11 protein-coding genes are annotated in these 15,060 nt (G+C 30.8%); 3 read left to right on the plus strand and 8 right to left on the minus strand.

Annotation, left to right across the window (positions count from 1 at the left end):
- Nucleotides 1-31: 31 nt before the first annotated feature.
- The 5 genes from ES045_RS00640 to ES045_RS00655 all read right to left on the minus strand — a co-directional run bounded on the left by ES045_RS00640 (nucleotide 32) and on the right by ES045_RS00655 (nucleotide 6,611).
- Nucleotides 32-664, minus strand: coding sequence for a Crp/Fnr family transcriptional regulator (locus tag ES045_RS00640; protein WP_147110812.1), 633 nt, complete (start codon nucleotides 662-664; stop codon nucleotides 32-34).
- A gap of 123 nt (nucleotides 665-787) precedes the next feature.
- Nucleotides 788-919 (minus strand): hypothetical protein, encoded by a 132-nt coding sequence (locus ES045_RS16705; protein ID WP_262712844.1) that lies wholly within the window; start codon nucleotides 917-919, stop codon nucleotides 788-790.
- A 66-nt stretch (nucleotides 920-985) separates the two neighbouring features.
- Nucleotides 986-2,305 (minus strand): TolC family protein, encoded by a 1,320-nt coding sequence (locus ES045_RS00645; protein WP_147110815.1) that lies wholly within the window; start codon nucleotides 2,303-2,305, stop codon nucleotides 986-988.
- On the minus strand, nucleotides 2,292-5,492 hold the full coding sequence (locus ES045_RS00650) for an efflux RND transporter permease subunit (RefSeq protein WP_147110818.1): 3,201 nt from the start codon (nucleotides 5,490-5,492) through the stop codon (nucleotides 2,292-2,294). The genes ES045_RS00645 and ES045_RS00650 overlap by 14 nt, the downstream gene beginning before the upstream one ends.
- 3 nt (nucleotides 5,493-5,495) lie before the next feature.
- On the minus strand, nucleotides 5,496-6,611 hold the full coding sequence (locus ES045_RS00655; RefSeq protein ID WP_147110821.1) for an efflux RND transporter periplasmic adaptor subunit: 1,116 nt from the start codon (nucleotides 6,609-6,611) through the stop codon (nucleotides 5,496-5,498).
- Nucleotides 6,612-7,049: 438 nt separating this feature from the next.
- Here ES045_RS00655 and ES045_RS00660 point away from each other — a divergent pair, with 438 nt between their 5' ends.
- From ES045_RS00660 to ES045_RS00670, 3 genes are read left to right on the plus strand one after another with little or no spacing between them, the layout of a single operon-like run.
- Nucleotides 7,050-8,216, plus strand: coding sequence for a GNAT family N-acetyltransferase (locus ES045_RS00660; protein ID WP_223267146.1), 1,167 nt, complete (start codon nucleotides 7,050-7,052; stop codon nucleotides 8,214-8,216).
- Nucleotides 8,217-8,222: 6 nt separating this feature from the next.
- Complete coding sequence (locus tag ES045_RS00665; protein ID WP_147110823.1) at nucleotides 8,223-9,092, plus strand: acyl-CoA thioesterase; 870 nt, start codon at nucleotides 8,223-8,225, stop codon at nucleotides 9,090-9,092.
- Nucleotides 9,093-9,126: 34 nt separating this feature from the next.
- Nucleotides 9,127-9,486 carry an SdpI family protein gene (locus tag ES045_RS00670; protein WP_147110827.1) on the plus strand — a complete coding sequence of 120 codons (360 nt, stop codon included), beginning with the start codon at nucleotides 9,127-9,129 and terminating at the stop codon, nucleotides 9,484-9,486.
- On the opposite strand, the gene ES045_RS00675 is transcribed toward ES045_RS00670, so the two are convergent.
- From ES045_RS00675 to ES045_RS00685, 3 genes are read right to left on the minus strand one after another with little or no spacing between them, the layout of a single operon-like run.
- A complete protein-coding gene (locus tag ES045_RS00675; protein WP_147110830.1) occupies nucleotides 9,476-11,950 on the minus strand; it encodes a TonB-dependent receptor plug domain-containing protein in 2,475 nt (824 codons plus the stop codon). The genes ES045_RS00670 and ES045_RS00675 overlap by 11 nt on opposite strands.
- The gene (gene recO, locus ES045_RS00680; RefSeq protein WP_147110833.1) at nucleotides 11,950-12,672 is read right to left on the minus strand and encodes a DNA repair protein RecO; all 723 of its coding nucleotides are present in this window, start codon (nucleotides 12,670-12,672) and stop codon (nucleotides 11,950-11,952) included. The genes ES045_RS00675 and recO overlap by 1 nt, the downstream gene beginning before the upstream one ends.
- Nucleotides 12,673-15,000 (minus strand): two-component regulator propeller domain-containing protein, encoded by a 2,328-nt coding sequence (locus tag ES045_RS00685; RefSeq protein WP_147110836.1) that lies wholly within the window; start codon nucleotides 14,998-15,000, stop codon nucleotides 12,673-12,675. It lies immediately after the preceding gene.
- Nucleotides 15,001-15,060: the final 60 nt, after the last annotated feature.

Raw genomic sequence — 15,060 nt, forward strand, 5'->3', positions numbered from 1 at the left:
AAAAAATAAAATCCTTTGTAAGTAACATTAGTTACAGTTCTAAAATTTTGATACTGTTTCTAAAAAGTTGAATTTTATGTTCGTTTTCTAACTTTTTAAGCAATCTAGAAATCACCACTCTAGAGGTATGTAAATCTTCTGAAATTTGCTTGTGGGTGGTGGTTAATTCATCATTCTGATTTACCATTGCTTTGTCTTTTAAATACTTAAAAAGACGTTCATCCATCTTTAAAAAAGCAATTGTATCTACCGCTTCTAAAAGTTCATCTACTCTATTATGATAACTTTGTAAAATAAAAGATTGCCAACTTTTATAATTACTTAACCATTCTGTCATTTTTTCCTTTGGCAGCATAATTAACTCAATATCTGTTTCTGCTATTGCTCTAATTTTACTTTTAGTTTGCCCCAAACAACAAGACAATGTCATCGCGCAAGTATCTCCTTTTTCTAAATAATATAAAATCAACTCTTCGCCTTTCTCATCTTCTCGAAGAATTTTAATAGCACCAGATAATAATAATGGCATCCATTTTATATAATCTCCTATTTCTATAATTGTAGTTTCTGCAGAAAAAGTTTTAGCAACACCAACTTTAGCTATTTCTTTAATTAATTCTTCTTCAAAAAGATAACCAAAACTAATGTCTAGTTTATTTGTCATTATTACTTGTTTTTACATTTATAAAAGTAATAAAATGGTTTGTAAAAACAGCATATAACCAACACTTATTGCAACAACAAAAGCCCGAGTAAAACTCAGGTTTTCTTAATGTAAAAATGGTAATTATTTTGCTTTTTTGTCTGTGCTCATTAATAAATAAACTGCAACAACTAAACCAACAACAACTACTGCAAAAACACCAATCATAATTGTACCATTTACCCAAGAAACCAGTGGTAAGTTTATAAATTTCATACTCTGTTTAATTTTATTGCAAAACTAAACAGAATACAAAGTTTAAAATATGATAAAAATCAGTTTTTAGAATTTTACATTTAAAATATCTCCGCTTAATTGTAGAAGTTGTAACTCAATTAATTTCGCATCGAATTTTGCGTTATTAAAAGCTGTTTTAGAATTGATAAAGTTAATCTGAGCTTGTCTAAACTCGATAGAAGTAACTTGCCCCAACTTGTAACGCTCTTTAGTTCTATCAAAATTATTCTGAGTTGTAAAGACATTTCTCTCTTGCGCTTTTAAGATAAATAACTGGTTTTGATAATTTCCCCAAGTATTTTTAAGGTTATTTTCTATGGTTACTCTTTGTTGCTCTAATAGTATTTGCTGATTTTCTACTGCAATTTTTGAGTTTGCAACGCGTGTTTTTGTGCTTCCACCATCAAACAAATTCCATGTTAAATTCAAGCCTGCATTTAAGCCATTAGAAGTTGAACCTGCCAAAAAAGAAGTTGCGGGGTTTTCACTTTTATTCCATCCGTAAGAAGTATTTAAGCCCAAAGAAGGTAAATAATTTGCCTTGTTTATTTTGATGTTAAATTCGCTAATAGCAATATTTTTTTCGTTTTGTTTTAAGATAGAATTATTTGCGGTTGTTTTCTGTTGAAGCTCCTCAAAATTCATCATTTCAATAAAATCTACTGCGGTTTCTACCACATAATCCACCTCTTTCTCTACTCCTAAAATAATATTTAAGCCACGTTTTACGTTACTTAATTGCTGATTGGCATTTATTAAAGTAATGCTATCATTATTAACATCTACCTCTGCATTTAACAACGCTAATCTGGTAGATTGCCCATATTCATATTGATATTTTGCGCGCTGTAATCGTTGTTTAGAAATAGACAAAGCCTCGTTTAAATTCGACTTATTTTCAGACAATCTTGCAATTTCAAAATAGGTTGTAAACAACTGTAAATAGGTGTTTTCTATCGTTTCTTTTGCTTGTAGCTCTGTTAAATTATAGGTTTCTTTTAATTGCTGATAATTGTACTTTCTACCCAAACCATCAAAAAGAATATAGTTTACATTTACAGATGCATTATACGATTTTGTGACGGCACCACTTACACTCGTAGAAGTACCGTCTTGTCTATTAACCGTCTGATTATCGTTTCTATAATTTGCGCCAGAAGAAAGCGAAGCCGTTGGCAAAAACCCCGTATTATACATACTGGTATTATTTTTGGCAACTTCTAAGTTGTTGTTTGCTATTTTTATTCCGAAGTTGTTTTCTAAGGTAATTTTTAGCGCTTCTTTTTTGGTTAAAATTTCTTGTGAAATTCCGTGTAAAGTCGATAAAAAAACGACTGCCAATACTGTATTTTTAATGATCTTCATTTTCGTCAAATTTAGATTCTATAATAGCTCTCTCTACTTCTTCTTTGGTAACTTCTTTATTGGTTTTTAACCACTTTACACTCACTTTTATCGAATTAGAAACAGACAATAATAAAGGCAACATTACCAACGTTAAAATGGTTGCAATTGCAATTCCGTAAGAAATAGAAATTGCCATCGGAATTAAAAATTGTGCTTGTCTACTGGTCTCTAATAATAAAGGTGCTAAACCTGCAACCGTTGTTAAGGAAGTTAAGAATATTGCTCTAAAACGAGATTGACCAGCAGCAATTAATGCATCGTCAAATTTCATTCCTTCTTTTAAGTAATTGTTGAATTTACCAATTAAAACCAACCCATCATTTACCATAATTCCTACGAGCGCAATAATTCCTAAGAAGGATAAAATTCCTATTGAAAAATTATGAAAATAATGCCCCCAAACAACACCAATCATACTAAAAGGAATCATAATAATTAATAAAATTGGCTGACTATAAGAACGAAATGTAAATGCAATAACGATATAAATCAACAATAAAATAATTGGCCCTACAACACCTACAGAATCTGTTGTTTTATTTGCTTCTCTATTCTGCCCTTCATACAATGGTGAAACTGTTGGGTATTTAGAAATTATTTCTGGCAACACTCTCGTCTTAATATCATCTAGAATTTCTGTTGCACTTGTTTCAAGATCTTTTAAATCTGCTGTCACTTGTATTTCTCGTTGCCCTTTTAAGTGATTAATTGCAATGTCTCCTCTTTCTATGGTATAATTTGCAATTTCAGAAAACGCAACTCTACTTCCTGTTGGTGTAGAAATACGCATGTCATCTAAGTTTTTTATAGAAGACCTGTCTTTTTTGTCATATCGAACCCAAACTTTAATTTCATCTTGTCCGCGTTGAAAACGTTGTGCTTGGAAACCGAAGAAACCATATCTAATTTGCGCCATAATAGACTGTAAATTGAGTCCTAATAAATAAGCGTTGTCTTTTAACGTAATTTTTATTTCTTTAATTCCCGCAGGGTCATTGTCTGAAATATCTTTTAAAAGTGCATTGTTTTCTAACTCTAATTTTAATTCTTGTTTGGCTGCTTTTAGTTCGTTTATATTATTTCCCAAAAGAGAAACAGCAATAGGACTTCCCCCAAAATTACCTCCAGAACCAATAATTAAACTTTCTACACCATATACTTTTCCTACTTTATCGCTAATAGAATTGGTTATTTCTGGTGATGAAAAATCTCTTGCCTCACCAGGTAACAAGTTTACAGTTAAAGTAGCATTTGCACTTCCAGGACCAATTCTTTTAATTACATTTTCTACAACCGAAATATTTCCTGTTTGTTTTTCTTTATATTCTTTGTTTGTAATCCAAACTTTTTCTTCTATCGAAGAAATAATAGAATCTGTAATCTGCTCATTGGTTCCTTGTGGCATTGTTAAGGTAATCTGAACTCGATCACTCGCAACCCTTGGAAAAAAGGCTTGTTTTACAATACCTGCTTTCATTGCTAAAACACTAAAAATGACCAACGCTATCGGTATTGAAAAAGCAAAAATTTTGTTTTGTAAGCAGAATTTTAAAAAGGGTAAATACAAAGTATCTCTCAATTTTACCAGCAAACCATCTGCAGCTTTGTTTATTTTATTAAAAAAAGTATCAATTACATTCGTCTTTTTTTCTTCGCCATTTTCTAATCTTTTTCTGTCTAAAGCTTTCGAATGTGCAATATGTGCAGGTAAAATAATTAAGGCTTCTATTAAAGAAACTGTTAATGTTAAAAGTACAATGGTAGAAACTTCGCCAAAGAAGCTTCCGATTCTACCATCCACAAAAAAGAAGGTTGAAAATGCAATAATAGTTGTTAGAATTGCGGAAACAATTGGTGGAATTACTTCCATCGTTCCATCTATTGCTGCCTGAATTTTCGTTTTCCCTAGGTCGTAATAATGATGGTAAATATTTTCTCCAATAACAATACCATCATCTACCAGAATACCAATAACGATGATCATACCAAATAATGACAACACGTTGATAGTTACATCAAATTGCGCCGCAAAAATAAACATTCCGAAGAACGCGATTGGCAAACCAAAGGCTACCCAAATAGCCAAACGTAAGTTTAAAAATAATGCTAAAAAAAACAGCACTAATAAAATACCTACAACTCCATTTTCTATCAATAATTTTGTTCTTCCGTTTAAAGTAATAGAAGCATCGCTAGAAACATTTAATTGCACATTTTGTTGCTGCTGATTAAATTTATGAATGTACTCTTTAATTTTATCCGCAGAAGAAATTAAATCTTCATTATTGGTATTACTAACGGTTACGTTAATGGCTAAGTTACCATTGTAATACAATCTATCTGGATTTTCGGACCATGTATCTTTTACCGTACCAATGTCTTTTAAACGAATAATATTTCCGTTAGGACTTGTTCTAACAATTAAATTCTGAAGCTCTACACCATAATAAGAACGATTACTTGCTCTAATTAGATAATCTTCTTCAGACGTTTTTATGTTACCACCAGTAATTAATATATTAGAATTTCTAACAGCATTTGCAACTTCTGTAAAAGACATATCATACGAACGTAAATCGCTTTCTCTTACCGAAATTTCTATTTCTTCGTCTGGAAAACCAGAAATTTCAACCTGAGATATGCCATCAATTCCTCGAATATCATTTTCTACATTTCTAGCGTATTGTTTTAAAGATTTTAAAGGAATATCTTCTCCACTAACCGTAAAACTTATGGTTGGTCTAACGCTTTCTACTTTAGCAATTACTGCGGGTTCCATACCAGACGGAAAAGACGGAACTCTATCTACCGCATTTTTAACATCAGATAAAACAACATCTATATTTTTGCCTTTTTCTACTTCTATATTTACACTTGCAGAATTTTCTCTAGAAACAGAGGTCACTCTTTCTACACCCACAATTCCTTTTAGATTGTCTTCAATTTTTAAGACAACACCTTCTTCCATTTCTGCTGGTGATGCTCCTGGATACGCTAAACTAATTCTAATTAACTGCGAATCTACTAACGGAAAAAATGACGATTTCATGCTAAAAGCACCAACGGCTCCAAAGATAATAAATGCAATAATCATCACATTTACAGCAACTGGGTATTTTATAAAATAAGTAATGATTTTTTTCATAGCTTATTTCTTTTTATTGATTTTTACAATCATACCGTCAAATGCACCAGGTAAAGTTTGTGTTAATATTTTTTCGTTATTTTTCAATCCTTTAATTACAACATTTTTAGACCCGAAATACACAGGGTTTACGGTTACTAAACTTAAAACACTATCGTTTTTAACGGTATAGACAGATACATTATCTACCAATAATTTTCTAGGAATCTCAATAGCAGCAGTTTCTGCTTTTGCTACTAAATTGGCTTCTAAAAACATTCCTTCTTTTAAATCTGGGTGTTTTACATCTATATATGCTTTAATGGTTTGCGAAACTTGATCTACTTTACCATTAACACGCACAACTTTACCAGTATAATCTCTAGTTTTTTCTAAATTTGAAAGTGCCACAGCATTGCCAACTTTTAATAAGTCTGCAAATTCTGAATTGATAGAAACTTCCATCTCATAAACGCTAGGGTCTATAAACTCACCTAATTTCTGTCCCACTCTAACTAAGGTTCCAGGACTAACCAAAGCTTCTGTTAAAGCTCCTTTAAAAGGTGCTTTTATTTGATATTTTGCAAAACGTACCTCCAAATTCTTTACATTATAATAGGCTGTTAAAATTCCTCTACCAGATATGAAATACTTTTCTTTATCTGATGAAAATTTTGGTAATTTCGGAGTTGACCTATTCATATCAAATCCTTTAATATAGGTCTCCCATTTTGCAAACTCTACAGGATAATCTAAGCGTAAATCTGGTAAAATAGCGGTTATTAAATTGTTTAAATTGCTTTTCTGAGATTGAATACTTGCATAAAACTCATCACTATTAATACTCAATAAATTTTCGCCTCTATAATAATTAGTACCCGCTTTAAAAGGCTTTTTAGATACTTTCAAAATCCCTTGAACTTCAGAAAATATTTCAATTTTATTTCTAGCTGTTAAGTTTCCGCTGGCAGACAAAATAATAGGAACTTCTTTGTTTTTTACAGTCGCTACAAAAACTGTTTTTATTTGTTTCTTATATTTTGGTCTGGGCTTTTGGTTTTTATCAATTAGGTAATTCCCTAAAAGAATAACACCAACAATAGTTAAAACTCCTAGAACTGCTAGAATAATTTTTCTCATAATGTATAAAGTTTGCCTTTTTTAGAATAAAAAAAGGTTTTGATCATTTTTACAAAGGTAGTTTTTAACATAAAAAAAAATCCTTCAGCTTAAAATTAAAATGTTAAATAAATGTTATAATCGGTTAATTTAAGTTGAAATTTACAAAATCGCTTTTCAATTATTATTTTTAACTTCTTGTTTTAGGAGACTTTATAGAATACATATTAATTCTACATACTACCAAAATAGGTAAATGATCCTAATATATATATATTAAAAAATTTACAAACATCCATTTATTTGGTAATGTGAAACAATAAAAACTGCGCACTCTTAAAGTATACTTTAATGTTTAAAATCACAAAAAGAGAAATTCTCTTTGTAAAATAGCCGATTATTAAACTAGAAAACGGAACTTTACAAATAAAAATAGCATAATATATTATATGAAGTAATTTGATTTGTTATACTAACACAAATACCGCGTTATTTTTCTCTTCAATAGATGAAATTCCTTCCCATATTTGGGAAACCCTAATACATACAGAAAATATTTATTTTCACCCCAATTTTTTAAAATCATTAGAAAAAAATCATCCCGAAATAACCTTTTCTTATATTGTCTTAGTGAACAATAAAAATAAACCTACAGCTTTTGCAAGTATAAAAATTATTGATTTTCAGTTAAATTCAATTAAAAACGATTTAGAATTTTTAAGAAAAATTGGTAGAAAACTACACGTATTTCCAGATAAAAAGCCTTTAAAATTATTAATTTGTGGCAATACTTTTGTGAGTGGAGAACATGGCGTTTTTATAAATGAAAACCAAAGTAAAAAAGCAATTATAAAAGAGCTTGCAGAAAGTATCAATCATTTTGTAAATTCTAATAAAAAATTAAAAAAACAGATAGATGCTTTTCTGATAAAAGACTTTATGAACGAATCGCTTTTTATTACTGATGAATTAAAAAATTACAAATACCACCCTTTTTCTGTAGAACCAAATATGGTGCTTCAAATTGATGAAAATTGGCTGAATTTTGATGCTTATTTAGCTGCAATGAAAACAAAGTTTAGAGTAAAAGCAAAAAAAGCTTTTGCACAAAGTATACACCTTAAAATTAAAGAAGTTACGTTACAAAACATTGAAGAGCAATTACCAGAAATGACCAGTTTGTACAAAAAAGTTACCTCGAACGCAGCATTTAATTTGGGGAATTTTAATTTAGAAGCTTACAAAAACTTAAAAGACTCATTCGGCGAAAACTACATTCTTAAAACCTATTGGTTAGAAGATAAAATTGTAGGTTTTATCTCTGGTGTAGTCAATCAAAAATCTTTGGACGCCCATTTTGTTGGCATCGATTATCAACTCAACAGAGAACATGCAATTTACCAAAGAATGTTGTATGATTACATTGAAATTGCAATTGATAAAGGACTAAAAACCTTAAATTTCGGAAGAACTGCTAGCGAAATAAAAAGTTCTGTTGGTGCGGTTCCGCAAGATTTAACCATGTATCTTCGTCACAAAAAAACGATTAAAAACAAAATTTTAAAGTTATTTTTGCAAAGAGTTCAACCAACTCCTTTTCAACAAAAATTTCCTTTTAAAAAATAGAAATAAATGCAAACTAGTAAAGAATTAATTGCCCTTTTAGATTTAAAAAATGTGGGTAATAATACCTTCCTCGGAAATAGTTTTACTATTGGAAGTCCGAATGTTTTTGGTGGCCAAGTATTAGCGCAAGCTGTAAACGCCGCTTATAGAACCATACCAGAAACCCGATTTTTACACTCTTTACACGGTTATTTTTTAGAAGCAGGAGATTTAACAGTTCCTATTCATTACAAGGTAGAAGAAATGCGAAACGGCGGAAGTTTTTCTACAAGAAGAGTTACTGCAATTCAACATGAAAAAACAATTTTTATTTTAGCGGCGTCTTTTCATCAAAAGGAAGATGGTTTTGAGCATCAAACGAATTTTAACAACGATATAAAACAGCCAGAAGAATTATTAAGTTGGGAAGATATGTTAGCCCAGTTTGGAGATTTTTTACCAAAATCTACTAAAGATTTTCTAAGTGTAAAAAGACCTATAGAATTTAAACCTGTTAGAGTTCAAAACCCATTAGATCCAAAAAATTTACCCGCAAATGAACAAGTTTGGTTTCGTTTAAAAGGAGATAATCATGCCGATTTAGACATGAGAATGAAACAAGAAATTCTAACTTATATTTCTGATTATAATGTATTAAATGCTGCTTTTAATCCGAATGCTAGCGCTCATAATTTTGGCAACACACAAACCGCAAGTTTAGATCATTCGATGTGGTTTTTTAGAGATTTCGATTTTGATGACTGGATGTTATTTTCAGCAGAATCGCCAAATGCATTTGGAGCGAGAGGTTTAGCCAAAGGAAATATTTTTACCAGAGACGGTAAACTAGTTGCTTCTTTTGCACAAGAAGGTTTGTTAAGACCGAAAAAGAAGTAAGCAGTATTCAGTATTCAAAATTAAAAAAAATAGTATGAGTGATGCTTTATTATACGTTTTTACCACCAACGGATTGTTATTTTTAATTAGTATTATTTTCTGGAAATTTCCGCCAAAGAAAATTAATAGTCTATATGGTTATAAAACACCTAAAGCGCTACAAAACCAACAAATATGGGACTTTGCAAATAGTACTTTTAATAGAAGTTTATTAATTTATGCTGGTATTTCTTTTATAGCTGGTTTGGCTTTTGCAACTTTTTTAAACGCAGAATTAACATGGCAACCCATGGCTTTTGTGTTTTTATCGATAATTGTAAGTATTGTAAAGACAGAAAAAGCCTTGAATGAAAATTTTACAGATGAAGGAAAAAAGAAAAAGATTAAAAAGTAGCCATAAAAGAAACCGATAAATTTCTTCCTGGTGAAGCAACACCAGATGCAAATTCTATATAATGTTGGTCTAGTAAATTATCTAACCTGGCTTGCACAGAAAAGTTAGAACTAACTACATATCTTCCGTTTACCCCTAAAGTAACCCAACTTGGTGTACCAAAATACATGGCTACTTCCTCGGTTGCATTGGCATTAACAATTGGAGTTAAATCGTGGTTATCGATTCCTTCTGTAATATTAAAATCTTTAATCTCTTTCTTAGCATTAAAACGAATGGCTGCTCCTAACTCCATTTTATCAATGCTATAATTCACTTCAAACTGCCCAAATAAAGGCGGAATAGAAGACATTGGTTCCTTGGTATCATAAGTTCTTCCTTTTGTATACGTTATAAAACCAGACGTTTTCCAAGCATTAGAAATTTTACCTAAATAATTGGCTGTAAAACCAGTAATATAAGCTCTTTCTTTGTTCTGGTTTGAAACTGCGTTGCCAAATTCACCATCAAATTCAACTTGTTGTATACTTCCATCTGTGTTATACACAAAGTCTCTTTGAATATAATTATCTAATAAAGTGTAATACACATTTGCACCAAAACGAAATTTCTTATCATTAAAATATTTCTGAACTCCTATTTCTGCATTGTAAGCAAATTCTGGCGTAACATGTATATTTGGTACGGTAACATTGCCCGATTTTTCTCGAACTCTACCAACATCATCTATATTCGGAGAACGAAAACCAGAGGACACAACACTGTTTAATTGCCAATTTTTATTCGGCTTATAAACATACCCTAAAGTTGCCGTTACAGCCGAATGATTTGCCTTAATATCTGTTTCTGCTAGTTGGATAAATGTTTGATCTATCCATGTTGCATTTAAATGGGTATTTGTAAAACGAATACCCGAGTTTAAAGTAGATTTACTATTAATATCTTGTCTATAATCTACATAAGCTGCAGAACTTAAATAAGTACTACCGCCATCTGGGTAACGAGACTGTACATTAAAGGTGTTAGAAAAACCGTCTATTTCTCCGTTTACAATATTTAATTCTTTACCAATAGCATTCGATTTTACATCGTTATAAGCAAATTCAAAACCATAAGAAAGTGTTCTTTTTTTATCTTCTGTTAACGATACAGAAAAATCTCCGTTCAAACTAAAAACGTCTACTGTTTCTTCTCTGTAAGACCTATCTAAACTTCCAAATTTACGCTGAATTCTGCTTTCTTTTAAATTTTGATATGCTGCGGTTATAACTCCGTTTTCTATCCAATTTTTATTAGGGTTTAGCACTATCTGCGTAGATGCTAAAAATCTTTCTTGTGGACCATAAAACCATTCTGCAAATTTTAATTGCCCGTTTTTTAATTCTGCTAACCTATCAAATCTTGGTATGTCAGATGATGTAGAGTATTGAAGATTTATCTTTAAATCTGTGTTTTTAGATAATGGTACAAAGAACTTTTGTAAAACATCCGTCTGATTATATCCTGTATTTCTTTGCAAATTAGGATCTGAGTTTACAGTAGGATTCTCTTTGTAATTCCCATTGGTATTTTCTGAGTAGAAAAACACTTTACCCCAATCATCAAAACCATGAGAACGGTTTTTACCTGCTTTTAAATCGCCAAAATCACTATAAGAAACGCTTGTTAAAGAAGCCCATTTCTTTCTTCTAATTTCTGCGGTAACATTGGTTGTAATTTCATGGTTTATTGTTGAAAATCTAGAAAATAACTGACTCTTCACTTCTTTTTCTTCGGATAATTTTGGTGTTTTTGTGTAATAATGAATTACACCACCCAAAGCATCTGAACCATAAACTACAGAAGAAGGTCCGAAGACAACTTCTGTTTTATCTAACATATTTGGTGTTACTGTTATTGAACTTTGTAAATGTCCTTTTCTATAAATAGCATTGTTCATTCGAACCCCATCTACCACCAATAAAACACGGTTAGATTCCATACCACGAATTACAGGACTTCCCCCACCAAATTGAGATTTTTGCACTTTTATACCAGGAATTGTTGCTAATAAATCTGCAGAAGTTTGTGCAGAAACTTTCTGAATATCTTTCGCGTTTAAGACCGCAATTTGTTCTGCAATTCTATTTGTTTTTTCATCTGTTTTAAATAAAGAAATTACTACCTCATCTAATTGCTCAGATTCTTTTGTTAAATAAATAATATAGTTTTTAGATTTTACAACCGATTTTCTCATTCTTAAAACAGCATAAGAAAGGTGTGAAAAAACTACAAATTCATTCTTTGAAAAATCAGAAATATCTGTAACACCGTTATTGTTTGTAGTAATATTAATGGTATGTTTATCGTTAAAAACACTTACATTTTTAATGATTTTGCCCGTTTGGTGGTCTAAAACCTTAATTTTTTGTGAAAAAGTAAAACTACTAATTAAAAAAATGACTGTAAAAAATAAATTCTTCATCAATTAAAAACTGTTTCTAAAATTTGTAACGATTTTGGTTTTCTAAAACCGTCCAAATGTAATTCAAAATATCTAATTATAATCTGTAACACCAACTGCCTTTCATTTTTACTAAAAGACACATCTTCTATACCATCAAAAGTTATGCCCAATAGCTTTTTAAATTGATAAAATTCGTTACCGGAAATTATATCTTTATTCGTTCTAGATTCCGAAAAATTTCCGTTCAATAAATCGAAGCCAAAAACGGCGGTTTCTGTTGTATCCGGATAAAATCCTAAGAAACGAGAAGCGTTCAATAGAAAGAGTAAATGAAAATTAGCGATCTTATCATGAACATCTAACCACGTTAAACTCGCTTCTAAATAATTATAAAAATCTACATTCTTTTCTTCTTCTTGAATACTGTTAGAAAGAACTTCAGAAAGAAATAAAACTACAGATTGTTTTACAATATCTCTGTAAATTGTTTGGTACGGATTTAAAATTTGAACTTCCTTTAAAGTATGAAGAGAACTCTTAGAACTATGATTTGCAACCAAGGTTAGTTGCGTTAAGGGTTGAAAATAAGCTATTTTAATTCCGCCTTTTTTAGCTTTTAAAATCCCTTTTATAATGTAAGACTTGATACCTTCTTGCTCGGTATAGCACTTTACTATTAAACTGGTATCGCTGTACTTTAAGCTACTTAGTACAATTGCTTTGGTAGTTATAACAGCCATTTAATTAACAATCGCTATTTTAGTAACTGAAGTTTCAGAGGCATCATCATTAGAAAGTAAAACAATATAGACCCCAGACGCTACTGTATTACCTGCTAAGTTTTTCTTGTTCCAAACTACTTTTCCTCCCTGTATTTCTTGCCCTTCTACAACATTAGTTTCATAGACTAAATTCCCTGCAACGTCTAAAATTTTTACATTTGTCCCTTTAGGTAAATGGGTGCCATTTCTACCATCTATAGTAATTGTTTGGTGATTTTTTAAAGCAGGGTTTGGGTATGCGTAGACTTCTCCTAAAACGTCACCAAAAGGAGCAACATTGCTATTATATGCCACAATACCTTTATCTGTTGCAAAATATACTTTACTTGTAGTATTATCTACTCTAATCTTTAAAATTCTGTTAGAAGGTAAGGGTGAGTTTTGTTTGCTAAAATTTGCAATTGTTTTTTGACCGCTTGGATTGGTATATATAACACCTCCACTATCTGTACCAATCCATTTATTATCTGCGCCATCTACAAAAATAGAATTTACAGCTTGGTCTCCTGCCAATTTCTTAGCAATACCATCATCTAATATTATAATAGGATTTGCATTAGAAACTGTTTCTTCAAAAACACCAGACGCATTGTTATAAACCACCAAACCAGATTTTGTTCCTAACCAAATTCTGTTACTTCTATCTACAGCAACGGTGTTCACGTTTGCATCTGGTAGATTTCCTAAATTAGGAGTTGCAATTAATGCTTTTTTTCGATTTCCGTTTTCATTAAAAACAAAAACTCCGTTATTTCTAGAACCATACCAAATACTATTATTTCTGTCTATAGCCATTTCACTTAAACCAAATGCGGGATTGGTTTTAACAGAACTCATATCAAACTCAGACCATTGCCCATTTACAGAAAGTTTTTTCAATTCATTAGGCACTCCTATATTTGTTACCCATAAATTCCCTTGGCTATCTATAGCAGAACCAACTACTCTAATGGTAACCCGGTTTAGATCTAATTCTTCGATATCTTCTAAAGCGCTGTTTAACTGGTTGTAAAAAGTTTTAATTTCATTGTTTTCAACAACTAAGATTCCACCAGTTGCAACAGAACTCACATTTCTTGTATCTCCCAAAGAACTAATATATACTTTATTTTCTTCATTTGTATCTATAGTGATGTGACTTAAATCTGTATATGGTTTATCTATATTAAACTTTGTGTTGATCCAGTTTTCTCCATTATAATGACTAAACCCTTTCCGATTAAAAGAAGGGCCAAAAACAGCATTATAACCGCCATAAACCACCCATAAATTACTATTATGCGCTGCTATCGAAAAAACATCATTAGACAAAGGACCTTCTGGATGTATTTCTAAATAAGTTGAAGGTTGAGAAATTGTTGTTGTTGTTAAAATACCGAATTCTTTGGTTGCTAAATAAACCGTATTATTTTCAAAAAAAGCATTATTTAACGAGTAATCATAAGACGTGTTGGGGATAAATTGCCCCTTTTCAACCATTAAAGAATCTAATATAATCGCTTTGTCATTTAGAGAAATACTTAAATGTGATGTTGAGGACTTTATGGCTTTTATTTCTTCAGAAAAACTTTCTATTTCTGTTAAAAACGTTCCGTCAAATGCAAATAATCTAGAGTTTTCTATCACATATAAACTATTTAAAAAAGCAATTCCTTTAAAATTTCTACCTGCAAATAATTGTTCCCAGTTATTGAAATCTATTAATAAGTTATTTGAAATATCTGCTTTAAAAATACCCGTTTCTGTAGCAGCATAAATGGTATCATTTGCAATAATTGTTTCATTTATTTTTATGGATGCTGAATTGTTTCCTATAAAATACGTGTCGCCAAATTCTAACTTTTCTATATCATAAACCACCACTGCAAAAGGGGTAGCTAAATAAAGTTTGTTGTTAAATTCAGATATATGGTTGATACTCTTCTCTCCAGATTGATTAAAGTTAACAATGTCAGATGAAATCGTAATCCTTCCGTTTTCATCTACAACCTCTACCAAACCATTCTCGTACCCAATTACAAGCCTTTTAAATTCTTTATTATAATGTATCGCTGTTGTTGGCTCACCAGACAAACCTTGTACAGAAGAAAGTTTGTTTATTTCCTTACTTTTTACATCATACGTAAAAACAGCATTATCGGTTAAAGCATAAATTATAGTTGCTACCTTTGTAAAATCTTTTACATTATTATAAGAGTAAAAATCTTCCCAAGAAGCACTATAATCTGTTTGCGAAAATATTGCTAGAGAAGAAATTAGTAAATAAAAAGAAAAGAGTTTTTTCATTAAAGTAATTTATAATTCAAAGATATTTATTTATTGTTACAATAACGCTAAAACATAATA

Source organism: Polaribacter sp. IC073, assembly GCF_007997075.1.
In the GTDB taxonomy this organism is placed as follows: Bacteria; Bacteroidota; Bacteroidia; order Flavobacteriales; family Flavobacteriaceae; genus Polaribacter.